This window comes from Shewanella sp. JNE2 (genome assembly GCF_023159115.1).
GTDB lineage: Bacteria > Pseudomonadota > Gammaproteobacteria > Enterobacterales > Shewanellaceae > Shewanella > Shewanella putrefaciens.
Map to the genome: position 1 here is coordinate 1,540,282 of NZ_CP096169.1, position 26,890 is coordinate 1,567,171.

At 44.1% G+C, this 26,890-nt stretch carries 22 protein-coding genes; 19 read left to right on the forward strand and 3 right to left on the reverse strand.

The features are described from left to right. Nucleotides 1-34: 34 nt before the first annotated feature. From pstA to MZ182_RS06880, 5 genes are all read left to right on the forward strand, one after another. Nucleotides 35-1,693 carry a phosphate ABC transporter permease PstA gene (gene pstA / locus MZ182_RS06860; protein ID WP_011789943.1) on the forward strand — a complete coding sequence of 553 codons (1,659 nt, stop codon included), beginning with the start codon at nucleotides 35-37 and terminating at the stop codon, nucleotides 1,691-1,693. A gap of 33 nt (nucleotides 1,694-1,726) precedes the next feature. Continuing rightward, nucleotides 1,727-2,545, forward strand: a complete 819-nt coding sequence (pstB, locus tag MZ182_RS06865) for a phosphate ABC transporter ATP-binding protein PstB (protein WP_011789942.1) — start codon at nucleotides 1,727-1,729, stop codon at nucleotides 2,543-2,545. A 73-nt stretch (nucleotides 2,546-2,618) separates the two neighbouring features. Continuing rightward, nucleotides 2,619-3,329 carry a phosphate signaling complex protein PhoU gene (gene phoU / locus MZ182_RS06870; RefSeq protein ID WP_011789941.1) on the forward strand — a complete coding sequence of 237 codons (711 nt, stop codon included), beginning with the start codon at nucleotides 2,619-2,621 and terminating at the stop codon, nucleotides 3,327-3,329. A 544-nt stretch (nucleotides 3,330-3,873) separates the two neighbouring features. Next, nucleotides 3,874-4,761 carry a methyl-accepting chemotaxis protein gene (locus MZ182_RS06875; protein WP_248069289.1) on the forward strand — a complete coding sequence of 296 codons (888 nt, stop codon included), beginning with the start codon at nucleotides 3,874-3,876 and terminating at the stop codon, nucleotides 4,759-4,761. A gap of 21 nt (nucleotides 4,762-4,782) precedes the next feature. After that, nucleotides 4,783-5,496 (forward strand): methyl-accepting chemotaxis protein, encoded by a 714-nt coding sequence (locus MZ182_RS06880; protein ID WP_248069291.1) that lies wholly within the window; start codon nucleotides 4,783-4,785, stop codon nucleotides 5,494-5,496. A gap of 209 nt (nucleotides 5,497-5,705) precedes the next feature. Here the strand turns inward: MZ182_RS06880 and MZ182_RS06885 are convergent, their stop codons facing one another. Next, entirely contained in the window at nucleotides 5,706-6,101 is a 396-nt protein-coding gene (locus MZ182_RS06885) for a VOC family protein (protein WP_011789939.1), read from the reverse strand. Between the two features lie 160 nt (nucleotides 6,102-6,261). On the opposite strand from MZ182_RS06885, the gene MZ182_RS06890 reads away from it, so the two are divergent. The 3 genes from MZ182_RS06890 (at nucleotide 6,262) to MZ182_RS06900 (ending at nucleotide 9,715) form a co-directional block, all read left to right on the forward strand. After that, nucleotides 6,262-6,846, forward strand: coding sequence for a DUF502 domain-containing protein (locus tag MZ182_RS06890; protein ID WP_014610260.1), 585 nt, complete (start codon nucleotides 6,262-6,264; stop codon nucleotides 6,844-6,846). Nucleotides 6,847-7,240: 394 nt separating this feature from the next. After that, a complete protein-coding gene (locus MZ182_RS06895; RefSeq protein WP_115015500.1) occupies nucleotides 7,241-9,217 on the forward strand; it encodes a BCCT family transporter in 1,977 nt (658 codons plus the stop codon). Nucleotides 9,218-9,352: 135 nt separating this feature from the next. Continuing rightward, nucleotides 9,353-9,715 (forward strand): YajD family HNH nuclease, encoded by a 363-nt coding sequence (locus MZ182_RS06900; RefSeq protein WP_011789936.1) that lies wholly within the window; start codon nucleotides 9,353-9,355, stop codon nucleotides 9,713-9,715. Nucleotides 9,716-9,735: 20 nt separating this feature from the next. Here the strand turns inward: MZ182_RS06900 and MZ182_RS06905 are convergent, their stop codons facing one another. Beyond that, nucleotides 9,736-9,969, reverse strand: a complete 234-nt coding sequence (locus tag MZ182_RS06905) for a DUF1289 domain-containing protein (protein WP_011789935.1) — start codon at nucleotides 9,967-9,969, stop codon at nucleotides 9,736-9,738. A gap of 201 nt (nucleotides 9,970-10,170) precedes the next feature. Here MZ182_RS06905 and MZ182_RS06910 point away from each other — a divergent pair, with 201 nt between their 5' ends. From MZ182_RS06910 to MZ182_RS06955, 10 genes are all read left to right on the forward strand, one after another. Beyond that, the gene (locus MZ182_RS06910) at nucleotides 10,171-11,484 is read left to right on the forward strand and encodes a methyltransferase (protein ID WP_248069299.1); all 1,314 of its coding nucleotides are present in this window, start codon (nucleotides 10,171-10,173) and stop codon (nucleotides 11,482-11,484) included. Between the two features lie 252 nt (nucleotides 11,485-11,736). Continuing rightward, nucleotides 11,737-12,786, forward strand: a complete 1,050-nt coding sequence (locus MZ182_RS06915) for a 3-oxoacyl-ACP synthase III (RefSeq protein ID WP_011789933.1) — start codon at nucleotides 11,737-11,739, stop codon at nucleotides 12,784-12,786. A gap of 96 nt (nucleotides 12,787-12,882) precedes the next feature. Beyond that, entirely contained in the window at nucleotides 12,883-13,794 is a 912-nt protein-coding gene (locus tag MZ182_RS06920) for an alpha/beta fold hydrolase (protein ID WP_248069301.1), read from the forward strand. Beyond that, on the forward strand, nucleotides 13,794-15,620 hold the full coding sequence (gene oleC / locus MZ182_RS06925; RefSeq protein WP_248069303.1) for an olefin beta-lactone synthetase: 1,827 nt from the start codon (nucleotides 13,794-13,796) through the stop codon (nucleotides 15,618-15,620). Before MZ182_RS06920 ends, oleC begins: the two co-directional genes overlap by 1 nt. Before the next feature lie 149 nt (nucleotides 15,621-15,769). Then, nucleotides 15,770-16,897, forward strand: coding sequence for a 2-alkyl-3-oxoalkanoate reductase (oleD, locus tag MZ182_RS06930; RefSeq protein ID WP_248069305.1), 1,128 nt, complete (start codon nucleotides 15,770-15,772; stop codon nucleotides 16,895-16,897). Between the two features lie 70 nt (nucleotides 16,898-16,967). Next, the gene (locus tag MZ182_RS06935) at nucleotides 16,968-17,201 is read left to right on the forward strand and encodes a DUF3624 domain-containing protein (RefSeq protein ID WP_248069308.1); all 234 of its coding nucleotides are present in this window, start codon (nucleotides 16,968-16,970) and stop codon (nucleotides 17,199-17,201) included. A gap of 239 nt (nucleotides 17,202-17,440) precedes the next feature. Beyond that, the gene (locus MZ182_RS06940; protein ID WP_011919043.1) at nucleotides 17,441-18,427 is read left to right on the forward strand and encodes a TerC family protein; all 987 of its coding nucleotides are present in this window, start codon (nucleotides 17,441-17,443) and stop codon (nucleotides 18,425-18,427) included. Nucleotides 18,428-18,915: 488 nt separating this feature from the next. Beyond that, entirely contained in the window at nucleotides 18,916-19,794 is an 879-nt protein-coding gene (locus MZ182_RS06945) for an ABC transporter ATP-binding protein (RefSeq protein ID WP_248069310.1), read from the forward strand. Nucleotides 19,795-19,806: 12 nt separating this feature from the next. Further along, nucleotides 19,807-23,364, forward strand: coding sequence for an ABC transporter permease/M1 family aminopeptidase (locus tag MZ182_RS06950; RefSeq protein WP_248069313.1), 3,558 nt, complete (start codon nucleotides 19,807-19,809; stop codon nucleotides 23,362-23,364). 172 nt (nucleotides 23,365-23,536) lie between these two features. Next, nucleotides 23,537-25,258, forward strand: a complete 1,722-nt coding sequence (locus MZ182_RS06955) for a phospho-sugar mutase (RefSeq protein WP_248069315.1) — start codon at nucleotides 23,537-23,539, stop codon at nucleotides 25,256-25,258. 294 nt (nucleotides 25,259-25,552) lie between these two features. Here MZ182_RS06955 and MZ182_RS06960 read toward each other — a convergent pair whose 3' ends face one another. After that, nucleotides 25,553-26,167 carry a hypothetical protein gene (locus tag MZ182_RS06960; RefSeq protein ID WP_158497642.1) on the reverse strand — a complete coding sequence of 205 codons (615 nt, stop codon included), beginning with the start codon at nucleotides 26,165-26,167 and terminating at the stop codon, nucleotides 25,553-25,555. A 246-nt stretch (nucleotides 26,168-26,413) separates the two neighbouring features. Between MZ182_RS06960 and MZ182_RS06965 the strand changes: the two genes are divergently transcribed. Then, on the forward strand, nucleotides 26,414-26,839 hold the full coding sequence (locus MZ182_RS06965; protein WP_126492316.1) for a hypothetical protein: 426 nt from the start codon (nucleotides 26,414-26,416) through the stop codon (nucleotides 26,837-26,839). Nucleotides 26,840-26,890 lie beyond the last annotated feature (51 nt).

Here is a 26,890-nt window from a genome sequence, read left to right on the forward strand (position 1 = left end):
ACTATTTCGCCAATGACCTTGAGAGGTTTGTGCAATGGGTAAGTGGGTAAAATCAGGCTCGCCGTGGATTTGGATGACAGGCGGAGCGGTGAGCATCAGTTTGATTGCGGTATTGGGCTTATTACTGCTGATAGCATGGCGTGGCTTAAGTTACTTCTGGCCTGCGGATATTTATCAATGGGAGCTTGAGGATAGTTCGGGTGTTCGCTCAACCTTAATCGGTGAGATTTACGATAGGGAAGAAGTCCCATCTGAGCGTCTTATTGCTGCTGGACATGTGTTTAAAGAGCCTCCTGCCGAGTTTGTAACCCGTTACTTAGTCAAAACCGGTAACCGTGAATTTGTTGGCTTAGATTTCCGTTGGATATTAGCGACTGACATTATTAGTCGCTCCGTTCCTGAGGATGTCGCCATGATTGAGCGTACTAAAAACGGTAACTTTTATGGTTATCCGGTGGCAGTAATAGAAGATGGTAAGCGCCTTGATTTAGTGAATGATGCTATAGAGTCATCACTGATGGAACATATTGACCGAGCGGTAGCCCTGTCGGACAAGGCACTCAAACTACAAAAGCAAGATATTGGTGCCATTAACTACGCAATCGAAAGACTGCGTTTAAAAGAGCGTCGTTATGAGTTAGATGGTGAGCTGACAGATAGCCGTAAGTCAGAACTGGCTACGGCGAAGGAGGCCCTCCAGAAAGATTACTTAGTGCTGGAAAAAGAACTCTTTACCCTACGTGATGAGGCTGCCCGCGATTCGGTTATCGTGCGCGATATGCGTGGTGTTGAAGTGGAGTTAAAGCTTGATTCGGTTTTGGATGTGACCTATGTGAATCATTTGGGATTGCTGGGTAAAGTACGCCATTGGTTTGTGGGCCTAGGTCGATTTATGAAGGATGATCCCCGTGAAGCCAATACCGAAGGCGGAGTGTTTCCGGCGATTTTTGGCACCGTATTCATGGTATTGCTTATGGCAATTATTGTGACGCCTTTTGGTGTAGTTGCGGCAATTTATCTGCATGAATACGCCAAAAAAGGGCCGATCACTAAGATGATCCGTATCGCCGTAATTAACTTAGCAGGTGTTCCTTCCATTGTTTATGGTGTATTCGGTTTAGGTTTCTTTGTCTACATGATGGGCGGTTCCATCGACCAATTGTTTTACGCTGAAGCCTTACCTGCGCCCACATTTGGCTCGCCTGGGGTGATTTGGTCGGCGCTGACATTGGCGATTCTGACTCTCCCTGTCGTGATTGTATCGACAGAAGAAGGGTTAAGTCGGATCCCAAGCGCCGTGCGTCAAGGCAGTTTGGCTCTGGGTGCCACTAAGGCCGAAACCCTGTGGCGGATTGTGATCCCGATGGCAAGCCCTGCGATCATGACGGGTCTGATTTTAGCCGTTGCTCGCGCTGCCGGTGAAGTGGCGCCGCTGATGTTGGTGGGTGTGGTGAAATTAGCACCGACATTACCACTGGACTTTAACTTCCCGTTTGTGCATTTGGAACGTAAGTTCATGCACTTAGGGTTCCATATTTATGATGTTGGCTTCCAGAGTCCTAACGTCGAAGCGGCGCGTCCTCTGGTGTATGCGACCTCCTTCTTGCTGGTGACTGTGATAGTGGCACTTAACTTAACAGCCATTAGTGTACGTAATCATTTACGTGAAAAATATCGTTCGCTTGAGCACTAACCAGCGATTATCCTGAAAGTATTAGGACTGAATATGATTTCTATAGATTCAACAGCAATGAAAACGAACACCTTTGATTTGGCGAACTTAAGCCAGAACGATACCGCTCTGGAGATCCGCAACTTAGATTTGCGCTATGGCGATAAGCAAGCGCTGTTTAATGTATCGATGAAGATCCCCAAGAAGCAAGTCACTGCCTTTATCGGCCCCAGCGGGTGTGGTAAATCGACCTTACTGCGCTGTATTAACCGTATGAACGATTTAGTGGATAACTGCTATATCGACGGCGAGATTTTGCTGCACGGTCAAAATATTTACGACAAAAAAATTGATGTGGCAGCCCTGCGTCGAAATGTGGGCATGGTGTTCCAACGTCCAAATCCATTTCCAAAGTCGATCTATGAGAACGTGGTTTATGGCTTACGCTTGCAAGGCATTAATAATCGTCGAGACTTAGATGAAGCCGCTGAGCGTTCACTGCGCGGCGCGGCTATTTGGGATGAAGTGAAAGACAGATTGCACGATAACGCTTTTGGTTTATCGGGTGGTCAACAGCAACGTCTGGTGATTGCCCGTGCAATTGCGATTGAGCCAGAAGTGCTATTACTCGACGAACCCACATCGGCACTCGATCCTATTTCAACCTTAACCATTGAAGAGTTAATCACTGAGCTGAAAACCAAATATACCGTGGTGATAGTGACTCACAATATGCAACAAGCGGCACGGGTATCGGATCAAACTGCTTTTATGTATATGGGCGAATTAGTGGAATATGCGGATACCAATACCATTTTCACTACGCCGAAAAAACGTAAAACAGAAGATTACATCACCGGACGTTACGGTTAATCAGTGACTAAATAAACGCCACAGTCTAGGCGAGAGCCTAGGCCTTGAAACACTTGAGTAAAAGGTTGGCCAAATGGAAAATATGAATTTAAGTAAGCATATCTCAGGACAGTTTACTGCTGAACTAGATGATATCCGTAATCGCGTACTCGCTATGGGTGGCTTGGTTGAACGTCAGCTAGAACAGGCGATTGATGCTTTAAGTGCTCTCGATGCTGAGTTAGCCCAACGGGTGATTGATGGCGACCATAAAGTCAATGGTATGGAAGTTTCGATTGATGAGGAATGCACCCGCATCATTGCGAAACGTCAACCCGCGGCCAGTGATTTGCGTTTAATTATTGCCATATCTAAATCCATTGCCGATCTAGAACGTATTGGTGATGCTTGTGTGCGAATCGCAAAAGCGGCACTCGATAAGCGTTTAAATAATCAACAACCTTTGTTAGTTAGCATTGAAAATATGGGGCGTCATGCGACTCGCATGTTACATGCGACCTTAGATGCGCTGGCGCGTATGGATGCAGATACTGCGTTAGAACTGCACAAAGAAGATGCCAAGCTTGACCGCGAATATGAAGGCATTATCCGTCAGCTAATGACCTATATGATGGAAGATCCACGCTCAATCCCCGATATTTTAGACGTACTGTGGGCTGCACGCGCAGTTGAGCGTGTCGGTGATCGTTGTAAAAATATCTGCGAATACATTATTTACTACGTAAAAGGTAAAGACGTTCGCCATACTTCCTACGAAGATATGGAAAAGGATATGAAAGGCTAAGACAAGCGCCAACTTTACTGTTTAATCCCTTTGCTAAATAAAACGCTCCGCAGTCTCTGTGGAGCTTTTTGCTTTTGGTGGTATTAAATGCCATTAATCAAATGCCGATGTCCATTGGCTCATCTTTGGACATTAGCGTAATCAGTACGTTAAAAACAGTTAGACGATAGCGTGAATTATCTACAGTTTTAATATGGCTTATGAGCTAAATCTAGGGCGACTATGTAGGCCCAATTATTCTTACTCTCAACATTTTTGACAATAATTCACTAAGAAATTGTCAAAAATCCACAGTATTCATTCAACATGATGTCCAAATTAGATTGCTTTCGCTATAAACAACTTTTAAAAAATTTGATCAAAAACAAGTATTTACTGATGCCTTTAGTTAGGTCGGGTGTTAAAGTTACTTTAACGAAGCAATGTTGTTAATACCTCGCCTCGTTATTCATATCACTCTCAAGACTGCAAGCCGTTCCATTTTTACCGTACTAACCTTGACGGGGTGAAACAGTAAACAGCCTTCAATGCAGGAAGCTATACAATGTTAAGAAAACTAAAAATCGGCAAACGCTTAAGCGTTGCCTTTGGCATTATGACGTTGCTCACGGTTTTAGTGGGACTTACCGCCATTCAGCGCTTTAACAGTGTTGAAGTCAATATCAGTAATATCGCAGAGCATCGACTCCCAGCTTCGTTATTAGCAGGTGAACTCAACAAAGATTTTCTATTTATTAGGCTGTATACACTTAATTTAATGTATGCGGAAACGGATGCTGAACGGCAACGTCATCGCGATCGCATCCGTAATGAGCTGGATAACTTTAAAACCAATATTGATAAAGTAGAGGTGTTTCAACGTACGCCAGAAGGGCACAAGGTACTAGAGCAGGTATTAAAAGCCAAAGACGGCTACGATCAACTGCATCAACAGATCCTGAGATTAAACGAGCAACGCCAATATACCGAGTCTATTGCATTGCGTAATGCAGGGTTAAATGATGCCGCTATTAAAGTATCAAATGCGATAAGTGCCTTAGCAGATTACCAGCAAGAAAGATCCTTAGTGGAAGCAAACAGTGCAAAACACACGATAGAATTAGCACTTAGTACTATGATTGCTATTGTGGTTTTTGCGGTTATCGGAGCCGTTGTGCTAGCTTATTTCTTTAGCCGCAGTCTCATTGGCCCTATGCAAAATGCTGTAGCTATCTGTCAGCGTATTGCCAGTGGCGATTTAACCCAAAAGTTTGCCGATGATGCCGCGGACGAAGCTGGGGATATGATCCGCAGAATGGCTGTTATGCAACAGCAATTGCAGCAAACACTAAGTGAAATTAATCACTCATCTTCGCAATTGGCCGCGACCTCTGAAGAGCTTAGCGTCGTTACCGATCAATCTAGCCAGACATTACACCAGCAAAGTCAATAACTCGAATTAGCAGCGACGGCGGTGACAGAATTAACGACAGCCATTGAAGAAGTTGCCCGCAGTGCTAGTGCAACATCGAGTGACTCTGAAACCGCAAATATTAAAGCTCGTCAAGGCAAAGAGCGTGTTCAGCATACGATTCAAACCATACAAACCCTTGAAGGTGAATTACAACAAGCCCGTCAGGGAATTCAACAATTAGCGAGTCGGGTAAACGAAATCAGTTCAGTATTGGATGTGATTAGAGGCATTGCCGAACAAACTAACTTGTTGGCATTGAATGCTGCTATTGAAGCTGCCAGAGCAGGTGAAAGTGGTCGAGGTTTTGCCGTAGTTGCCGATGAGGTGCGCGCATTGGCACATCGTACACAGGAATCAACCAAAGAAATTGAGCGTATGATGCATTTAGTGCAAGCTGAAACTCAGACTACCGTTAACACCATGCAAAATAGCAGCAATCGTGCCACTGAAACCTTGCTTATTGCCCAGCAGGCAGGTGATGCCTTACAACAGATTGCCACCGCTATTGCTCAAATTAATGAACAAAATCTTACCATTGCCAGTGCAGCAGAAGAGCAGGCGACAGTGGCGCGGGAGGTTGATGGCAACCTTTTGAATATACGAGATTTGTCACATCAAACTTCTGCGGGGGCCCATGAAACTCAAGCATCAAGTGCCGATCTTGCTCGTTTAGCAGAAACCTTAAATTCGCTGGTAACGTCTTTTAAAGTTTAGGCCATCTACGACAGATCAATATTGGAAAGGTGTTAAGTCAAAACTGAATACTAAACACCTTTCTATCCCCATTGTTAGCCAATGCCTTGGTTTACAAAAGCTGTTACACCGACCACATTATTGTTTTTTGCCATCACATTTCTTTTAAATCCAAAGCGAACAGTAGAGGTAATAAAGCCAGTTTACCTTCTACTATAAGGCTATCTTGCCTACCGCGTGCAGGCGGGCAGATATTCGGATAACTCAAGCAGGTTTAAGTCTGGGTCGCGGATATAGACAGAGTTTATCCGACCTGTGGCGCCAGTTCGTAGCACCGGGCCCTCAATGATATCAATTTGAAGGGCGTTTAAATGGGTGATCACTGCTTCAATATTATGACTGACCACAAAACACAGATCGGCACTGCCGGGCGTTGCTAGGGCGGCCTTAGGCTCAAATTCAGCACCCGCTTGATGTAAGTTGATTTTTTGATCGCCAAAAATTAAGGCAACGCGCCCGTTGCCAAATATCACTTTTTTCATTCCTAATACACTTTGATAGAAGGCAACGCTGGCCTCGATATCTTTTACGGTTAACACTAAGTGGTCTAGGCGAGTCACGCGCATATTCTTTCCCTCGATGCCATAGCGATTTGTTATTGATTTTATCTGCGCCTTACCTTACATCAAGTGCTGATGCAAAAGTGACTCTGTGGTAGCATTTGTGGTGTTTCTAGGCGTAAATATTTTATGCCTTTTTTTATCCCATAGATGAAATGAGAGTGTCATGAAGAAAACCTTAGCCCGCGGCTTAATGAACTTACTCCCTATGGCCCTAAGCCTCTGGTTGTTTTGGTCGTTATTTGTGTCTTTGGATGGTTTAGGGATTTTTATTTTAGCGTTGGTAGGGATTAACCAACATTTTGTCGGTATCGGTTTTATCTTAGTCGTGGCCTTAGTGTTTGCGGTCGGATTATTGTTTTCGGTCAGTCCCATCGTATGGATCTATGGTTGGATAGAGCGTCAGTTAATGCGCTTTCCATTATTTAAGTCTGTGTATGGCAGTATTCGCGATATTGCTTCCCTAATGAATCGTGAAGGCAAGCTAAATACCCAACAAACAGTGTTGGTTAAACAAGCAAATGGCGGCTATGTGGTCGGGTTTATTATGACAGATACTCCGCCTAAGCCCTTACTCGATGCATTACCCGAGGGAGATTGGGTGCCAGTGTTATTTCAATTGAGTTATCAAATGGCGGGGGTAACGAGTTTAGTTAAGCGAGATGATCTTATTCTTGTCGATTGGTCATTTGAGGAGGCGATGCGCTTTAATCTTACGGCGGGAATTTCTCAAACACCTGCGACCCAATAGGCGACATCTAAGTCAGTCTAAACCCTATTGATAGGGTTAAATATCAAGTTTTGTGCATTTTGTGGTATAATTCTGTGGCGGCTTAATGAGTCGCCATTTTTTATGCTAATTATCCCAGTTTAAACTGAGCCTTATACTGTGGCTTTTATTGGGATTAGCTCACCTATGTTCTATTTCCTATCGAATAAAACAAGATAACGAATATGACATGACAAGGTATTGCGAAAAGCGAATGCTTGTTATGCATTATTGGGTGTGGTGGCTATGACATCTGTATATGTCGTGGCATTGGCGTCGCGATTATTCCGTTATCTACGCTTATTCAATGAATCTGGTGTACCAAACGAGGATTCAGTTGGCTGAATAGGGAGCTTGCTAAAACAAGGGAGTCTTAATGTCGATTAAAACGAGTATCAACCCACCGGTATTTTATTCATCGGTTTTTCTTATCACCTTAATGGTGATGATTTGCGCAGTGTGGCCAACAGAGGCGAATGCTTTTTTTAAATCAATGCAGTCATGGATAGAGATGAAAGCAGGTTGGCTTTATATCTTGAGTGTGGCTATTTTTTTAATTTTTATCATTTTTGTGATGGTGAGCCGTTTTGGTGATATCAAACTTGGCCCCGATCATTCCGTGCCCGATTATAGCTATAAAAGCTGGATTGCCATGTTGTTTTCGGCGGGGATGGGCATTGGCCTGATGTTTTTTGGGGTGGCTGAGCCCGTAATGCATTTTTTGGCACCACCCGATGCGACTCCCGAAACCATTGCCGCCGCTAAAGAGGCAATGAAGATCACTTTCTTCCATTGGGGGATTCACGCTTGGGCAATCTATGGCGTGGTGGCGTTGAGCCTAGCCTATTTTTCCTATCGCCATAAGTTACCCCTATTACCCCGCAGTGCCCTGTATCCCTTAATTGGTGAGCGAATTTATGGGCCTATTGGTCATGTGGTCGATACCTTTGCCGTGCTCGGTACTATGTTTGGTGTGGCGACATCACTGGGGTTTGGGGTGTTGCAGGTCAATTCAGGACTGAGTTATCTGTTTACCGACTTACCTAATAACACTCTAGTGCAAGTGTCTCTAATCATAGGTATTACCTTATTAGCAACGCTTTCGGTGTTTTCTGGGCTCGACAAAGGGGTAAAGCGTTTGAGTGAGCTTAACCTTGGTCTGGCGATTTTACTCTTGTGTATTGTGTTAATCCTCGGTCCCACTGTGATGTTATTACAGGCTTTTGTGCAAAATACCGGCGGATATTTAAGTGATTTAGTGAATAAAACCTTTAATTTATATGCCTATCAACAGAAGGAAGATTGGCTGGGTGGTTGGACATTACTCTATTGGGGGTGGTGGATTTCATGGTCGCCATTTGTTGGGACTTTTATTGCGCGGGTGAGCCGTGGTCGAACAATCCGTGAGTTTTTAATTGGTGTGTTATTTGTGCCTTCGGCATTGACCTTCCTATGGATGACAGTATTTGGTAATTCGGCTATCAACGCCATTATGCATCAAGGGGCGACTTATTTAGCTGAGGCGGTCAATACCGATGTTTCTGTGGCGCTATTTGTGTTTTTTGAACATATGCCATTTTCGACATTGCTGTCAGGCATTGCGATTTGTTTAGTGGTGACTTTTTTCGTCACATCATCGGATTCTGGCTCCTTAGTCATTGATAACTTGACCTCTGGCGGTGATAACAATGCACCTGTATGGCAGCGAGTATTTTGGGCATTACTTCAAGGTGTGGTGGCTTCAGTGCTGTTATTGGCGGGGGGGCTACAGGCATTACAAACCGCGGCAATTGCCAGTGCTATGCCATTTTTAGTCGTTATGTTATTGATGTGCCTTGGTTTATATAAAGCACTAAAAAATGATTGGCTTAAGATCAACAGTGTACAGATGCACAATACTAGCGTGCAGTACGCCAAAACCAATATCAGTTGGGAGGAGCGTATTGAAGTGCTAGTGTCACATCCGACAGAGGAAGACGCGCGGGTCTTTATCAATAATGTGGCGACCCCTGCATTATCAAAAGTCTGTCAGCGTTTTATGAGCAAAGGTATTGTCGCTGATCTCGAATACATCGAGGGAAAAGTCAGGCTCGTTGTCAGTAATGAAGTTAACTTACCCTTTGTATACGGTGTACGTTTGCGTTGTTTTGAGATTGTAAACCCGATAGGGGAAGAGCTAGAGCAAGGGAATACGTCGTACTATCGCGCTGAGGTTTACCTTGAGCAGGGTGGGCAGCATTACGATGTAATGGGTTATACCGAAGAGCAAATCTTGGCGGATGTCGTTACCCAATATGAAAAATATTTGCACTATCTACATCTTTCTAGCGCTGATCAGGGGCATGTTGCATAAACCGTTTTTTTGCGAGTGAATGTGTGGATTAGAATGTGTTTAACGCCTTATGATCTAAGGCCCATATTGCTCCAAGTGATAAGTCAGATTATCCTTGGGGCAATTTTTGAGGTCTGTTTTAAGTAAGGTGACAGCATGTCAGTTAATCAAGGTGAGAGTAAATTAGATAAAGTATTAGCCGAGGCGCGGGAATACAAAGCCAAACGTGAGAGTGGTTACCGTGAGCAGGCGTTAAAACTTTATCCTTGGGTGTGTGGCCGCTGTACTCGAGAATTTACCCCGAAAAACCTAAGCGAACTGACGGTGCACCACAGGGATCATAATCACGATAATAATCCATCTGATGGATCAAATTGGGAGTTATTGTGCTTGTATTGCCACGATAACGAACATTCCCGTTTTGAAGAATTGATCCGCTACGGTAGCACTACTGAGACCAAACAAGCCGCGGCGACCTACAATCCTTTTGCCGATTTAAAAGCCATGATGAAAAAATAGTGACAAAAGGCCTGACATTGTCAGGCTTTTTTCGCTAAACGGGCCTCAGCTTCTAGCCATGTTGCGCGGCTTAATATGTGTTGATTTTTATCGTCTTTAAACAAGGCTTTACGGGCAGGGAGTTGGTTTAATATATCAACTTGTTGCGCTTCGCTGGCATCGCGCCAACGGACGATTTCATCAATATGACGAAAACAGCCCATGCAATAATTTTCATCATTTAAGCCGCAGCGTGCAACGCAGGGTGAAAGCATGTTGATCCTTTTTCGGTGACGATGATTAACCGTTAATGTTAGGTGCTAGCTTGAGGTTAAGTTCGCGCTAGCGCGCCAAGATACTAACATTTTTCTCATTAAAGTCATTTTGTCCATTAAACCTTTTGTCTATTAAAGCCATCGACTAGGCAAGATAAAGTGAGCTGATGGCAAGACAAGCATTTTTACACTGGGCATAACGTGAACCAAGATAATTTGCATACAATACTCACTTACTCACAGAAGTTTAGCGAACTGAATCAGTTGCTTGAGCAGAGTACTTCCCTCTGGCAAATGCGTGCTTTTGAGGCATCGTCCTTACCTTGGGCTGCTAAGTTCCCGCATTTAGCCGAGGCGGTATGGGCTATCGCTGATGAAAACTTGGATAAACTCGATGCAGATCAAGGCTTGCTAGTCGATGCCCTATCTCCCGCATTAGATCTTGATTTGAAGACGTTAGGCCTAAAGTGGAATTTAGCCCTGCTACGCACTTCAAATGCTGAACTTATTGATAGTGCTGACGCAAATAAACCAAAGCATATTTCGGCCACTCGCTTCTCTTTTGAGGATGAAGCCCATTTTAGTGCCCATATAAAGGGCCGTAAGTGGGAGCAAATTCATGCATTTGTGCAGCATTTACCTCACCATGATTTACCCGTGCTTGAATGGTGTGCAGGTAAGGGGCATTTAGGACGATTAATTGCTAAAGCACGCGGCGTTGATGTTGTGAGCTTAGAATGGCAGGAAAAGCTCTGTGAAGAAGGCCAAGCCTTTGCTCATAAATGGCAATTATCTCAACGCTTTATTTGCGTCGATGCCTTTGACATTGTCGATAGCGCTTTGAATGGCGATGGTAAATACTCGAATCCTTTATACGCACAGCAGCACGCGGTGGCGCTCCATGCCTGCGGTGACTTGCATGTGCGATTGTTAACCCTTGCGGCGACTGCGGGCACTCAGGCGCTCGCTATTTCGCCCTGTTGTTATCATCTTATCCGTGCGAGCCATTATCAGCCTTTATCAACGGTGGCAAAGCAGAGTGCACTCACACTGACTCGCCATGATTTGCAATTACCACTGCAGCAGAGTGTGATTGCAAGCCCGAAACAACAGACGCTACGTCACCAAGAAATTGCGTGGCGTTTAGGGTTTGATGCGTTGCAGAGGCAATACCGAAATGTAGATGAGTATTTACCTATTCCATCGATAAAACAGAGCCAACTGAGTGGCTGTTTTGCCGATTTTTGCCTGTGGGCCGCGACACAAAAATCGGTCAATTTACCACAACATATTGATTTTAATCTTTGGCTTGAAACTGGGTATCAAAGACAACGATTGACCAGACGCATTGATTTAGTCGCGCATTTATTTCGTTCAGTACTCGAACAGTGGTTAATACTCGATCGCTGTTGTTTTTTGCAGGAGCAGGGATACCAAGTTAGCGTGAGTGAATTTTGTGCAAACAGCGTAACACCCAGAAATGCACTCATTTTGGCGTTAAAGTCAGTTGATTAAAAAATAGCGTCTAAAAATATACTGTACTGCAATGTTTTTTATGAACTATTTCTGTATTAGTTCATTTGAAACTAGTGTTAATGCTGTTAACGTGCCAGTGGTTATGCGTATCGCTGTGAGACAAGTCTTATACTGAGGATGGTTTTTTATTGAATCATCGGGCTTTTCTTGTTCAAATGTCGCATTAATGACGAATAACAACTGAAAGCTGACCCTCGGTCAGTGATTCTAGTGAGCGAATAAAACAGTTTCATGAAATATTCCCGCGTATTTATTAATAGCCTGGCTTATGAACTGGCACCTGTAGTGGTTTCCAGTAGCGAGCTAGAGTCTCGCCTTGCGCCTTTATATCAAAAGTTCCGTATTCCTATGGGACAATTAGCGGCATTGACAGGTATTACCGAACGCCGCTGGTGGCCTAAAGGACACCAATTATCCGATGGTGCGATTAACGCAGCGCGTAAAGCCATTGCTGAAACGGGAATAAATGTCGCTGACTTAGGGGCTGTGGTGTACACCGGAGTCTGTCGCGATCAACATGAACCTGCCACCGCTTGTCGTATCGCTGCTGAGCTTGGTGTATCCAAGGACACCGCCATTTACGATATCAGTAATGCCTGCTTAGGGGTGTTATCGGGTATTTTAGACATTGCTAACCGTATTGAACTGGGTCAGATCAAGGCGGGTATGGTGGTTTCCTGTGAATCGGCACGGGATATTGTTGATGTGACTATCGATAATATGCTTGCTTCTCCAACCATGCAGAATTTTGCCCAATCATTGGCGACCCTCACGGGAGGCTCTGGTGCCGTGGCGGTTATCCTTACCGACGGCAGCTTACCGCTAACGAACGTGCGTAAACATCAACTGCTTGGCGCATCGCATTTATCTGCTCCAGAGCATCATCAATTATGTCAGTGGGGATTGCAGGAAGTGGGGCATAATCTTTACCGTGAGTTTATGCGTACCGATGCGGTAACCCTGCTGAAGGAAGGCGTTGAGCTGGCTAAACACACTTGGGAGCATTTCCTTGAGCAGCGCAATTGGCTGGTTGAGCAAGTGGATAAAGTGATTTGCCACCAAGTGGGTGCATCGAACCGCAAACAAGTGCTGAGTGCGCTTAATATTCCACCCGAAAAAGAATTTCCTACCTATCAATTGCTTGGCAATATGGGCACAGTGTCTTTACCTGTGACGGCCGCCATGGCCCATGATGAAGGTTTTTTACAAGCGGGCGATCAAGTGAGCTTTTTAGGTATAGGTAGCGGCTTGAATTGCATGATGTTAGGCATTAAGTGGTAGGGGCGCTTTAGGTCTTTTACTGCCATTGTCGGCGTTCCCATAAAAGACTGACTCGCTAAATTCGCTCTCATAAATAGAACCAAAATAGGAAGCGTCATGTTAGACACTCTGTTGCCTTTTCAACGTCATTTTTTTAACCGTAATGGTAACAAGCTGCATTATATCAATGAAGGCCACGGTGAACCTGTGGTGATGGTTCATGGTAATCCAAGCTGGTCGTTTTATTACCGCAATTTAGTGAGCGCCTTAAAAGATTCTCATCAATGCATAGTGCCGGATCATATCGGCTGTGGTCTGTCGGATAAGCCCGATGATAGCGGCTACGATTACACACTTAAGCGCCGTATAGATGATCTCGAAGCCTTGCTCGATAGTTTAAATATCAAAGAGAACATCACCTTAGTTGTGCATGATTGGGGCGGCATGATAGGTATGGGCTATGCGGCGCGTTATCCTGAACGCATTAAACGCTTGGTGATATTGAATACTGGGGCCTTCCATTTACCTGAATCTAAACCTTTCCCTTGGCCTTTATGGATCTGTCGTAATACTTTGTTAGGCACAGTTTTAGTGCGTGGTTTTAATGCTTTTTCATCTATCGCATCCTATGTTGGTGTGAAACGTCAGCCAATGGCGAAATATATCCGTGAGGCTTACGTTGCGCCGTTTAACTCTTGGTCAAACCGCATTTCTACTCTGCGCTTTGTGCAGGATATTCCGCTGCGTGAAGGGGATAGAAATTATCAGTTAGTCTCTGATATTGCAGCGAGTTTACCTAAATTTGCCAAAGTGCCGACCCTGATTTGTTGGGGGCTGAAGGATTTTGTGTTCGACAAACACTTTTTAGCTAAATGGCGCCAGCACATGCCCCATGCGACTGTGCATGAATTTGCCGATTGCGGTCACTATATTTTGGAAGATGCCAGTGACGAAGTGATTGCCCATATAAAAGGTTTTATGGCCGATGAACAAGTCGCATCTGCGTCCTTTGAACGGGCTGCAGGTTAATGTCGACGTTGCTCGAAAAAGAAGTGATCCCTTTGGTGACGGAAACGTCATTTTCAACTGGCACGTCTCAATCAGCAATAGCCAGTGATGCCAATATTTGCCGTCATCTTAAACAAGCTGCCCATGACATTCCCCATCATCTTGCTGTAGCAGTACAAAGCGCGAAGGGCGCTTCTGTGGCGAACTTACGTTACAGCGAGCTGGATTTTCTCAGTCTTGACCGACAAAGTGATGTGATAGCTTTTGCCCTTAATGCTCATGGTATTACCCGCGGTATGAAGGCTGTGCTGATGGTTACGCCGAGCCTCGATTTTTTTGCCTTAACCTTTGCGCTGTTTAAAGCGGGGATTATCCCCATTCTTGTTGATCCTGGCATGGGGATTAAAAACCTTAAGCAGTGCTTTGCTGAGGCTGCGCCCGATGCTTTTATTGGTATTCCCAAGGCGCATATTGCAAGGCGCTTATTTGGCTGGGGTAAGGGCACCATAAAGATATTGCTCAATGTTGATGGTGGTAAAACAGGCTTTGCTGCAAAATTGAACTGTATGGTTACTGGCGCTATGAGTCTATCGACGCTATTGCAAAATACCTCGGCACAATCCTCTGCTCAAAAGTCGCCATATCCTATGGTGTTGCTAAAGCCAAATGAAATGGCGGCGATTCTATTCACCAGTGGCAGTACGGGCACACCTAAGGGGGTTGTCTATAGCCATGCAATGTTTGAGGCGCAAATTCAAGCGCTAAAAAACGATTATGGGATTTGCCATGGTGAGCGTGATTTAGCGACGTTTCCGCTGTTTTCACTCTTTGGTCCGGCGCTGGGTATGGCATCTATTGTGCCCGAAATGGATGCCAGTAAACCTATCACAGCTAACCCCGAATTTTTGTTTGCCGCGATTGAGCAATATCAATGCAGCAATATTTTTGTTAATCCTGCGCTGCTCGAACGTTTAGGCCGTGCGGGGGAGCAAAAGCAACATACATTGCCGAGTGTCAAACGGGTTATTTCGGCGGGGGCGCCAGCGACGATTGCTTCTATTGCTCGTTTTAGCAAGATGCTAAGTGATGGCGTACCTGTATTAAATTCCTACGGCGCAACTGAATCTTTGCCCATCAGTATGATTGCCAGTGATGCTTTATTTGCCACGACCGAGATGACAGATAATGGCGCTGGCATCTGTGTTGGCCATGCTATTGATGGTGTCTCTATTGGCATTATCGGCATAAGTGAAGCCGTTATACCCGAGTGGGATGATGCTTTACTGCTTAAGAATGGTGAAATTGGCGAGATAATAGTACAAGGGCCTATGGTGAGCCAATCATACTATCAATATGATAGCCAACGTGATAATCAACGCGATAGTGCGACAGCGATGGCTAAGATATGGGATCCTGTCGCCAATTGCGTTCGACATAGAATGGGCGATTTGGGTTATCTTGATGACCAAGGTCGGTTATGGATGTGCGGACGTAAAGCTCACAGAGTTGATGCCACCCATAAAGGGAAGTTTGCTAAGCGTTATTATTCGATTCCCTGTGAGCGTATTTTTAATACGCATCCTAATGTGAAACGCTCTGCTTTAGTGGGTGTGAAAGTAGCGAATGAAATCACACCGTTAATCTGTATCGAACTGGATACATCACTGGTGTGTAATAAAAGTCAGCTGCTTTATCAAGAGCTTACTACGCTTGCTGAGCAATTCCACCAAACTCAGGGGATAAAACGATTTTTGATTCATCCGGATTTCCCCGTGGATGTACGGCACAATGCCAAAATTTTTAGAGAAAAATTAGCCGTATGGGCGCAATCCCAAACGAAAGGCTGATTTAAAGCTCTGCAGCTTTTTCCTGCATTTTTAACGTTATATTCTGTGTTCATTTGAACAAACTTGCTTATTTTTAAGCGTTTATGCTTATTTTTAAACTCTTACACTGACTTTTAAGCTCATATCAATGCGCTGAAATGGATGCCTAAATGACGAACAATCCAATCAAAAATCCGACACTAGCGCAATTCGACACACTCGAACAAACTGCGCTTACGCAGCTTGCCCTTAAGGCAACGCATGCCTTTGTGACGGGAGCTGGGGGGTTTTTAGGTAAGGCCATTTGTTTAAGATTGTTAGCGGCAGGCATTAAGGTCACAGGCTTTGCACGTGGGCATTACCCAGAGCTTGAAGCGTTGGGTGTTGCGATGAAGCAAGGGGATCTCGTCAATAAGGAGCAACTTCAGCAGGCGATGCAGGGTTGCGATATCGTGTTCCATGTGGCGTCTAAAGCGGGGGTTTGGGGCGATCGAGACAGTTATTTTTGTCCTAATGTGAAGGGCGCTGCTAATGTGATTGCTGTTTGTAAAGCATTAAAAATAAATAAGTTAGTCTACACCAGCACCCCGAGCGTCACCTTTACAGGCCAAGATGAGTCAGGGATTGATGAGTCCACCCCCTACGCATCTACATTCCTTAATTATTACGCTCACTCGAAAGCCATTGCCGAAAAAATGATGCTAGATGCTAATCAATTCGGTGAAGTGCCACTTGAACATACTGATGCAACTCAAATGATTACACCTTATGCATTAAAAACAGTCGCTCTGCGGCCGCATTTGATATGGGGCCCTGGCGATCCCCATCTTGTGCCTCGGGTACTGGAACGTGGCCGTTTAGGAAAGTTAAAACTGGTTGGCCGCGAAGATAAACTCGTCGATACCATCTATATCGATAATGCTGCCTATGCCCATGTACTCGCCGCCTTAGAACTTTGCCAACCTAAACCAAAGTGTCAAGGTAAAGCCTATTTTTTGAGTAATGATGAGCCTATTACTATGGCAAAAATGCTCAATCTGATCTTAGCCTGTGATGGATTGCCTCCTGTTACTCGACGTGTGCCTCGAACTGTGGCCTATATCGCTGGCGCGGCATTGGAAAGCCTGTATTTTTTGCTTAAGAAAAAAGAAGAACCCCTTATGACGCGTTTTGTCGCACGCCAGTTATCTTGCAGCCATTATTTTGATATCAGCGCTGCCAAGCGTGATTTGGGGTATTGTGCGCTGGTTTCTATTGATGAGGGGATGGCAAGGCTCAGGACTTCACTTTTAGATTAATCTACATTAGATAAATCCAGCCTATCTTTTTAAGTGCTTATGGCATTGAAATGGATGAAATAATCAATCTATGGTTTGTGGTGAATGTAAAACGTCGATTTTTAAACAGAAAATAGGTCGCTGTAAGCGCTGTATGTGGCAACTTACTTGCCTATCTGTTATTGACTGGCCCCTATGGTGGTATTGCTATTGGGATACACCGCTGGAGGTCAATTCGATTGCTTTACTCTTTTTTTGCTGTGCTGTTAGCGGCTTACTTATGTTGCATCTTGTGGTGTTGGTTTATCGTTATTTTCGAGACTAAGGTTTCGAGACTACCAAGTCATTTGAACCCTCTTTGCTTTGCTCCTGACATTCTTTATCGCTCTTATTTACTCTTATCTGTTTATTTTCCCTATACTTTTAAGAGCCTATTAGAATAAATGGGATCTTAAATGAACATTAATCTTTTAGCTTTTGCTTTTTCTCTATATTTCACTATGTTAGAACCTATTTGTCGGGCTTTTTAGGTAAAGCAGTATTCTCACCTTATTAAGGAGACTTATGGCGTTTTTTACCACCCTGTTTGTGGGTTACCCGCTTTGGGTTTGGTTAATGTTTTTCGGTTTTGTGCTGGCGTTATTAGCCTTTGACCTGGGGGTATTGCACAAGGAACAGCATGAAATTACCGTTGCAGAAAGCCTAAAGTTATCGGCTTTTTATATCTGTATGGGTTTACTGTTTGGGGCTTGGCTCTGGTGGTATAAGAGCCCGACAGCAGGAATGGAGTATCTGACAGGGTATCTAATTGAAAAATCGTTATCTATGGATAACGTCTTTGTTATCGCGTTAATCTTCAGTAGCTTAGGCATTCCACGCCTATACCAACATAGGGTGCTCTTCTGGGGAATTATGGGCGTAATAGTGTTGCGTGCCATATTGATTGGGTTTGGTGCTGTGCTTGTTGCTCAATATCAAGCAGTCCTTGTGCTGTTTGGCGTTTTCCTGATTTTCACTGGTGTGAAGATGTTGTTTTCAAAAGATGAACACAGGGATATTGCAGATAATAAATTTTACAAATGGTTACGCACTAAGATGCGCTTTACGCCAACCCTGCACTATGAGAAGTTTTGGGTGCGTGGTGAGGATCATCAGTTAAGTAAAGGATGGTGGGCAACGCCGTTATTTTTGGCGTTAATCTTGGTTGAAACTGCAGATTTAGTCTTTGCAGTTGACAGTATCCCGGCAATATTTGCGATTACTCAAGATCCCTTTATTGTTTACACCTCAAATATCTTCGCCATTCTTGGTTTACGTGCACTGTACTTTGCTTTAGCAGCCATGGTACATCGTTTCGAATACCTAAAATATGCTCTATCTGTGGTGTTGGTGTTTATCGGGGTGAAAGTGGGTTTAGTGTACTTTAACCACGAGGGAATAGTGGACTTTACTATCCCAACTGCAGTGTCTCTTGGCGTGACTTTCGGCCTGTTAGTCGCTGGTGTCTTGTATTCGCTATGGAAAACGCGTGGGCAAGAAATTGAAAAATAGTATGAATTATTGTTGCTAATCTAATAGCCATTATGTCTCGGCCGTTTAGCCCATACTAAACGGCTTTTTTGTATTCTTAATATGTGAATCGTTAAGCTTTAAAGAGGATTTTTAAAATTAGCACGTGCTTAATTACACTCTCCGTTTGTTCATTGACCGCTGTCAGTACAAAAGCTGCAGATAAGCAATCTACTTAAAAGTGCGCATATTCGATGGCACTTTACCATTCCGTTAATGTTGAGGTTTGTGTAACTAATTGTATTTAGCACGCCACATCGGGATTGGTAGCATACTTTTACTTTTTCATTATATTTCAATAAGAAGTGGCTCAAATAAAGACCATTTTGCTATTTTATGGATTAAGAATGCATGACTAATTTTTCTGGCTAGCATTCTGTAAGTGCATGAATATCTTGATAACCACTGTAAAGGTTAATTTTATGTGATAGTTTGTCGGTATTTTGAACTCACTGAAGCAAGAGGGAAGCATGCTGACTATTTCTAATCTCACTAAAACCTATGATAACGGTGTTAAAGCACTCGATGGGGTTGATTTAACGATTTCCAAAGGGATGTTTGGTTTACTCGGACCCAATGGCGCTGGCAAGTCATCACTGATGCGTACCATTGCTGCCCTGCAAAGTGCCGACAGCGGCAGCATAGTATTTGATGGTATTGACGTATTAGCCGATCCTCAAGCACTACGTAAAACCTTAGGCTATTTACCGCAGGATTTTAATGTTTATCCGCGTATTAGCGCCTATGACCTTTTAGATCATTTAGCTATTCTTAAGGGCATTAATCAAAGCAAACTGCGTAAAGAGGCGGTTGAAGGATTACTGGCTCACACCAATCTTTATCAGCATAAAAATAAAGCGGTTAGCGGTTTCTCTGGCGGTATGCGTCAGCGTTTTGGTATTGCTCAGGCATTGCTTGGTGATCCTAAATTATTGATTGTGGATGAGCCTACCGCGGGTCTCGATCCCGAAGAACGTAACCGTTTCCATAACTTGCTGGTGAGTTTAGGCGAGGAAAAAGTGGTGATCCTCTCGACTCACATTGTCGAAGATGTGTCTGAACTCTGCGCTAATATGGCGGTTTTGGCATCGGGTAAAATTCTGCTTCAAGGCAATCCACATCAATTGGTGGGTGAATTAACGGAAAAAATTTGGACTAAGACTGTAAGTCAAGCACAGGCGCAGGAGCTTGAAGCGCAATTACCTGTGATTTCTAGGCGTTTATTAGCGGGACGCACGGTCCTTAATGTGATGGCTGAAACTTGTCCTGAAGGATTTACCCCTACGACTGCTGGGCTTGAAGATCTGTATTTTTCTACCTTACACAGCCACCGCCGTCAGGCTGCCTAAGGAGATATCAATATGTTGTTATCAATGCTTAGGTTTGAGTGGCGTTATTATTTGCGTCAGCCATCCTTTTATGTTGTTTCTTTTCTATTGTTTTTAATGAGTTTTCTATCAGTCGTCTCTAACAATATTCAAATTGGTAGTGGCGGTGAGGTGATGAAAAACAGCCCATTTGGTATTACCCAAACCATGTTGATCATGGGATTAATTTCCATGTTTGCCGTGGTGAATTTTGTGGGTAGCACGGCTATCCGCAATCATCAGCATTTGATGGAAGAGCTGATTTATAGCAAACCCCTATCGCCATTTGCATACCAGTTTGGCCGCTTTCTAGGCAGTTTTATTGTGGTGATGCTGGTATTTGCCTTTATCCCAATCGGTTTAATGCTCGGTTCCTTTATGCCATGGGTCGATGCGAGCAGATTTGGGCCTTTTACGCTATCGAATTACCTTGTGCCGTATTTTTTACTCGCCATGCCGACTTTACTGCTGATCTCGACTCTATTCTATGCGATGGCAAGTCGTTTTCGCTCCTTGATGGCGCTCTATCTGACCGCTGTGGCTATGTTGGTGCTCTATACCTTGACGGGCGAAATGGCGAGTCAGCCACAATATCGCACCATAGCCGCCTTGCTTGATCCCTTTGCGCTGCGCACCTTTGCCGAAGTGACTCGTTATTGGACCATTAGTGAGAAGAATAGCCAGTTAATTGAATTCTCGGGGCTTGTGCTGCAAAACCGGGCGATATGGTTTGGAATTGCCTGTGTATTACTGGCCATTTCCGGGATTTTCCGTCAGCCGAGTTTGACTAAGAAACGTGAGAAAAAATCCGATAAAGCAGGAAAAGTTCCTAGCTTAGTGCCTTTGGCACAATTGGCTATGGCAACTGAGCCTAATGGTCGCCAGCAATTTTGGACGCGGGTTAAATTTGAAGTACGGCAAGTACTATTTACCGCGCCATTTGTGGTGTTAGGTGTGCTGACTATTTTCAATTTAGTCGGCCCCATGTTCGATGATTTTGGTTGGTACGGCACATCTAATTGGCCATTAACCCAAGATATGGTGAATAACATTGCCGGCGCGACGGGGCTATTGATGGTGATAGTGCTGATTTATTACAGTGCAGAAATCGTCTGGCGTGAACGCAGCTCAGGTATGGGGGATATAGTCGATAGTGTTCCCGTATCAAACTTAAGCTTTTGGGGCTCAAAGTTAGTGTCTGTGGTCATAGTGATGACTTTGCTCTATGTGCTCGCAATGTGTACCACAATTGTATTTCAATTGATAAAAGGTCAAGCCAATCTTGAGATTGCTCAGTACCTTATTCGACTCGGATTTTATTACCTCCTGCCGCTGTTGATGACCGCAGTGCTGGCGTTTTTCCTGCAAGTGCTTAGCCCTAATAAGTACGCAGGTATGGGACTATTTGTTGCTTATTACCTGACGACATTTGTTATGGCAAGCTGGGGATTTGGCCATAGCCTATATAACTTTGGGCAATCACCGACCTTAATTTACTCGGATATGAACGGCTACGGTTGGGGCTTATTAAGCCATGCACTCTATATGATTTACTGGGGCGCCTTTAGCCTTATCCTGTTTGTTTTAGGTTATGGTTTGTATCACCGCGGACCGCAGCAGAGCCTTAAAACCCGTATGGGATTACTGGGTTATCAGCTTGGTTTTAGTGGAAAAGCCATTGTGAGCGTTGCTTTGGTGGTGTTTTTGGGCATGGGCAGTTATTTGTTCTACCAGACCAAAGTGTTGAATCATTATTTAACCCAAGATGAAACCACTGATCTGCAAGCCGATTATGAGAAGGCCTTTAAACAATACCAAGGCATGCCAATTTTAGTGACTACTAAGGTCAATGCGAATATCGATATTTTCCCTGAAGAGCGAAAAATTGTTGCTAAGGTGATATTCGAATGGCAAAACAAGTCGGATAAACCAATCGAAAAGATGTTAGTGCAGTTGCCAGAGCACACTCAGGCCGAAACGGTAAAAATCAATATTCCTAATGCTAACTTAGGTGAGTTTGATAGCCGCTATCGTAATACTTGGCTGACCTTTACGACGCCTGTTCAGCCGGGGCAAGTGGTGCAAGGGGATATCCAATTAGTACGTCAATCTGTGGGTATTGCTGAAGCTGGCTTTGATATGTCAGTGGTTGAAAATGGCACCTTCATCAACAACTTCGAACTATTGCCGCTCTTTGGTTATCAAGATGGCTATGAGCTTATGGATCGCCACGAGCGCCAAAAGCGCGATTTAGCCGAAAAAGCTCGAGCGAACAAGCTTGAAGACAGCCGTTACTACACGCAAAACTTCTTTGGTGTCGATGGTGATTTCATTCAGTTTGAAGCCACTATTTCGACAAGTGCAGATCAAATTGCATTAGCGCCAGGGTATTTGCAAAAACAGTGGCAGCAGGATGGGCGTGAGTATTTCCATTATTCGATGGATAGCCCTATGGTGAATTTCTACGCCATTATTTCGGGCCGTTATCAGGTGGAAAAAACTGAGCACAATGGTGTTGCGGTTGAGGTTTACTACCATGCGGAGCATCCTTGGAACGTTGCGCGCATGATAGAGTCGGTTAAAGATTCTATCGATTACTACACACAAGCATTTGGGCCTTATCAGCATAAGCAAATGCGAATTATGGAGTTTCCGGGTTACCGTAGTTTTGCACAAAGTTTTGCTAATACAGTGCCTTACTCAGAGCGTATTGGTTTTATTACTGATTTACGCAATGAGGATAATATCGATCCTGTGTATTACGTCACAGCCCATGAAGTGGCGCATCAATGGTGGGGACACCAAGTGGGCGCTGCGGATGTGCAGGGCAGTGCTGTGATATCCGAAAGCTTGTCGCAATATTCGGCGCTGATGGTGCTGGAGAAAAAGTACGGCGATAAAATGATCCGTAAATTCTTGAAATATGAATTAGATAGATATTTACGTGGCCGTTCATCTGAATCCATCAAAGAAATGCCTTTGCTGCGCAGTGAAAATCAGCAGTACATTCATTATCAGAAAGGCTCAGTGGTGATGATGGCCATTAAAGATGTGTTGGGTGAAGAGAAACTTAACGCTAATTTGAAGGCATTCTTAGCACGTTATCAGTATTGTAACGATCCTTTCCCAACCACATTGGATTTAGTGAGTTACCTTGAGCAAGGCACAGATGAAGCGCAAGCTCGCTTTATCGATGAGTCTTTTAATGACATCACACTCTACGACTTCAGGTTAACCAATGCGGTCATGACCACTCTGCCTGATGGTAAGACGCAAGTTGACTTGAGCATTTATGCCAGTCGCAAAGTCGCGAGTGGTAAAGGTGAAGAAACCGAACAACCTTTAGATGCCATCATCGACATCGGTGCCTTTAGTGCCGATCCCGATAAGCTAAAGGATGACAAACAGGTATTATTGATTGAGAAGCATAGGCTGGTGAGTGGTGAAAACAAGCTGACGATCACTTTGGCTGAAAAACCCAGTTATGTGGGGGTCGATCCCTTTGTGAAGCTCATCGACAGAGATACGAAGGATAATATCTTTAAACTCTAAATCCGTTTTGAAACCAGTTTGTTAAAACCAACGCACTATCTGGCATGACCTGTTAGATAGTGCGTTTTTTATGGCAATACCCTTGGCTCATTTTGAAATTAATGCAAATTAGCTTGTTCTTCTACGTGCTTTTTCCTAAGGTGATTGCAAATGATTTTCAATGAGGTGTGATATGAATACCCATCTGCAGTTACAGGTAAACCATTGGCTTGAAAATGATCCTGACCCTCGCACTCAAGCCCAGTTACAAACCCTAATTGATAGCGGCAATGAAGCCGAACTCGCAGCGCGCTTTGCGGGTCGCTTGGAATTTGGCACCGCAGGATTACGTGGTGTCGTCGGCGCTGGGCCTATGGGGATGAACCGTTTGGTGATCCGCCAAACCTCTGCTGGTCTTGGTGCTTATCTACTTGATCAGATTAAAGATGCAGCCGAGCGTGGCGTGGTGATTGGTTATGATGGCCGCCACGACTCATTCAATTTTGCCCATGATGCGGCGAGTGTGCTCACCGCTATGGGCATTAAGGTGCGCTTAACGTCCAAAGTAGCGCCAACGCCGCTGGTGGCCTTTGGGGTAAAACATTTTAATGCGGCAGCGGGCATTGTGGTGACCGCGAGTCATAACCCGCCGCAATACAATGGCTATAAAGTCTATTGGGAGAATGGCGCGCAGATTATTCCGCCCCACGACTCTGGTATTGCCGCGCAAATTGAGCGTGCAGCGAATCAAGCGATTCCGTTTTTAGAGCATGATGACGCGGTAAAACAAGGTAAGTTGATACTCCTACAGGACGATTTTTACCAAAGCTATCGTCATGGCGTGCAGCAAGCAGAGGTGCTGCAAAACCATACCGCTCCAGAAAAGGTCAGTTTAGCCTATACCGCCATGCACGGCGTGGGTGCCGAAATGGCTGAAACGGTATTGAAAGATGCTGGTTTCACCCAAGTGTATTCGGTTGCCTCCCAGCGTGAACCCGATGGCGATTTCCCGACGGTGAACTTCCCAAACCCTGAAGAAAAGGGGGCGATGGATTTAGTGATTGCCGAGGCGAAAAAACACGGCGCTATGCTCGCCTGTGCTAACGATCCCGATGCCGACCGTTTTGCGGTTGCAGTGCGTAAAGAGGATGGCGAGTATCAGATGCTGACGGGCGATCAAGTCGGTGTGCTCTTTGGGCATTACTTGTTATCTCACGCCAAAGATAATCAACGACTTACGGGCACAACGATAGTGTCATCGAGCCTGTTATCTAAGATTGCTCAAGGGTTTGGTACGCAAAGCTTTACCACGCTCACTGGCTTTAAGTGGCTGATGAATGTGGGGATTGCGAAAACTTCGCCTGAGGATCAGTTCCTGTTTGCCTATGAAGAAGCCCTTGGCTACACAGTTGGTAGCATGGTGTGGGATAAAGATGGCTTGTCGGCGCTGGTGGCATTTGCCCAATTAACTGCCGAGCTGGTGGCGAAGGGGCAAACGATTTGGGACAGACTCGAGCAAATTTACCGTGAGCATGGGTTCCATCTCAATGCGCAGGTGAGCATTGCGCTAAAACCTGACACGCCCAATATTGGCGCCTATTTGCGCGAACATCCACCGCTGAAGATTGGTGAGTTAGATGTGCTCTCAACCGATGATTTAAAGGCCCTTGAGCGTCGTTTTGCCGATGGAAATATTGAGAAAATCGACTTACCACCGAGCGATGTATTGACTTACTGCTTAGCGGGCGGGGCTCGGGTGATTGTCAGACCATCTGGCACTGAACCTAAAATTAAGTGCTACTACGAAGTGGTAGAAACTATGGTTGATACAGATACCTTAGCCAGCGCCCAAGTGAGGGCGAGCAAAGCCATGGATGATTTTATTCAGGCACATCAAGCCAGTTTGCCAAAATAATCTTGGTTGCTGGCTAAGTTAAAACAATAAAATTCACTTTTATTTAAAGGCTACTGACATCATGCTGTCAGTTTGCCTTGTTTTATTCTTGTTGTCGCCCGTTAATGAACTCTAGGAAAGTCAGTTAGTTGGAAAAATAATGAAGTTCTTATTTTACCTATGATATTTGTTCATGTACATAGTGCCTTGTACACGCCCTGTGGTTAATTATTAAGCCGTCCTTGGCTCGCATGCTTACGTTTCATGCTTTGAAGTTAGCAAGGCATAGCCCTTATAGATTTCAGGTAGCAGCGCCTAACCGCATGACTTTACCATCGCATCCATTGACTCAAATTGAGATAGGACCTCAATTGAGCTTAAGCGGGCTAAGCTGTGATACTTGCATTGTGCTTTAAGCATGTCTGAATAAGTATCTAAGGAACTTTCAATCCGCCCAACAAAGTAACCTAATCTAAATGAGTATGCTTCCTCAGGCGTCGTGAATGTGTGCCGTGTATTTTTCCCGTTAATACGGTGAGATACTGAATAAGGTTTGGCTAGCTTACGGTCAGTTACCATGGAGACACCTGCTAGACCTGTATTGTTACGGGATGAACAACCCAGTTTAGCCAATAAAATATTTACATCAGGTGGTAACAACGTGCAATCAATAGGTGAGTACATTAGTCCATTTTGGCAATTCAAGTCTTTATCCAACTCTAACTTACCTTGGTAGCCAGTTGCGCGAATACGCTCTGAAGTGACCTCATACCAGCTTTTGAAGTTAGAATAGGTTAACCATTGCTTGCATACTATCGCACCTGAATTGAGCTTATAGCAGCGTTTAAGCATATCCTTCCATGTTTGATAGGTTGAGTCCCTTGTTGAGTCCTTTATATCATTAATCCCAATTCCATACACCTTACGCATGTTTACTCGCCTCCTGTATTCTTTTAATTAACTGCTTTGAACTATCTAGCTTAGAGTGATATTGTTCACAACTTTTACAATTAGAGTTCATCGTATTGTTGATGTTATATTGTTAATTGGTATAGGGTTTATGTCTTTTCTATTGCAGTGAATGAGTTTTAATTTCATAGATATTTTCTCCAAATTAGTATTCCCTGTAGCTATATAAGTTATTAATTAAATTTTTTGTAAATTAAGGAATATATTGTGTGGTCAAATAAAGTATTAGTAGTAATTGTTCTTTTAATGGGGTTTTCATCTGCTAGCTTATTAGCTAAGGGGTCACTTGAGCCTATTGATGTAGTTAATAATGCACCAAGATGTTATGTTTTCGTCGAGACGTTAAGTGTGAATGGTAGCATTTTAAATTCAAATGATATGTATAATAGGGATATGCTTAATAATATATATGTTAATTTTTCAAACGCGACAATGCTTATTTCTAAAGGTGAAGCTCAAGCTGGAACAATTCCTTTATTGTTTAACGAGGCAACAGGTGAAGTTAGGCGTATTATTATTGGTTATATTGCGCATAAAGGTGATATTGACAAGGAATCTCTTAAATCATTTTATGATGAGTCCTCTTGTGAGAAGTATTCGAAAATTATCAAGTCAGAAAGTTGGAATTTATAATTCCTTTCTTTAGTATGCCTCTTTGTTATCGGATACAACGTAATTAGAATA

What these genes read in the sequence shown, in the direction of transcription:
- MZ182_RS06915 (WP_011789933.1), top strand. Translation starts at nt 11,737, where the DNA reads ATGAAATATTCCCGCGTATTTATTAATAGCCTGGCTTATGAACTGGCA.
- MZ182_RS06920 (WP_248069301.1), top strand. Translation starts at nt 12,883, where the DNA reads ATGTTAGACACTCTGTTGCCTTTTCAACGTCATTTTTTTAACCGTAAT.
- MZ182_RS06885 (WP_011789939.1), bottom strand. Translation starts at nt 6,101, where the DNA reads ATGCGCGTGACTCGCCTAGACCACTTAGTGTTAACCGTAAAAGATATC.
- MZ182_RS06945 (WP_248069310.1), top strand. Translation starts at nt 18,916, where the DNA reads ATGCTGACTATTTCTAATCTCACTAAAACCTATGATAACGGTGTTAAA.
- oleC (WP_248069303.1), top strand. Translation starts at nt 13,794, where the DNA reads ATGTCGACGTTGCTCGAAAAAGAAGTGATCCCTTTGGTGACGGAAACG.
- MZ182_RS06955 (WP_248069315.1), top strand. Translation starts at nt 23,537, where the DNA reads ATGAATACCCATCTGCAGTTACAGGTAAACCATTGGCTTGAAAATGAT.
- MZ182_RS06940 (WP_011919043.1), top strand. Translation starts at nt 17,441, where the DNA reads ATGGCGTTTTTTACCACCCTGTTTGTGGGTTACCCGCTTTGGGTTTGG.
- oleD (WP_248069305.1), top strand. Translation starts at nt 15,770, where the DNA reads ATGACGAACAATCCAATCAAAAATCCGACACTAGCGCAATTCGACACA.
- MZ182_RS06950 (WP_248069313.1), top strand. Translation starts at nt 19,807, where the DNA reads ATGTTGTTATCAATGCTTAGGTTTGAGTGGCGTTATTATTTGCGTCAG.
- MZ182_RS06890 (WP_014610260.1), top strand. Translation starts at nt 6,262, where the DNA reads ATGAAGAAAACCTTAGCCCGCGGCTTAATGAACTTACTCCCTATGGCC.
- MZ182_RS06905 (WP_011789935.1), bottom strand. Translation starts at nt 9,969, where the DNA reads ATGCTTTCACCCTGCGTTGCACGCTGCGGCTTAAATGATGAAAATTAT.
- MZ182_RS06875 (WP_248069289.1), top strand. Translation starts at nt 3,874, where the DNA reads ATGTTAAGAAAACTAAAAATCGGCAAACGCTTAAGCGTTGCCTTTGGC.
- pstB (WP_011789942.1), top strand. Translation starts at nt 1,727, where the DNA reads ATGATTTCTATAGATTCAACAGCAATGAAAACGAACACCTTTGATTTG.
- MZ182_RS06960 (WP_158497642.1), bottom strand. Translation starts at nt 26,167, where the DNA reads ATGCGTAAGGTGTATGGAATTGGGATTAATGATATAAAGGACTCAACA.
- pstA (WP_011789943.1), top strand. Translation starts at nt 35, where the DNA reads ATGGGTAAGTGGGTAAAATCAGGCTCGCCGTGGATTTGGATGACAGGC.
- MZ182_RS06895 (WP_115015500.1), top strand. Translation starts at nt 7,241, where the DNA reads ATGTCGATTAAAACGAGTATCAACCCACCGGTATTTTATTCATCGGTT.
- MZ182_RS06900 (WP_011789936.1), top strand. Translation starts at nt 9,353, where the DNA reads ATGTCAGTTAATCAAGGTGAGAGTAAATTAGATAAAGTATTAGCCGAG.
- phoU (WP_011789941.1), top strand. Translation starts at nt 2,619, where the DNA reads ATGGAAAATATGAATTTAAGTAAGCATATCTCAGGACAGTTTACTGCT.
- MZ182_RS06935 (WP_248069308.1), top strand. Translation starts at nt 16,968, where the DNA reads ATGGTTTGTGGTGAATGTAAAACGTCGATTTTTAAACAGAAAATAGGT.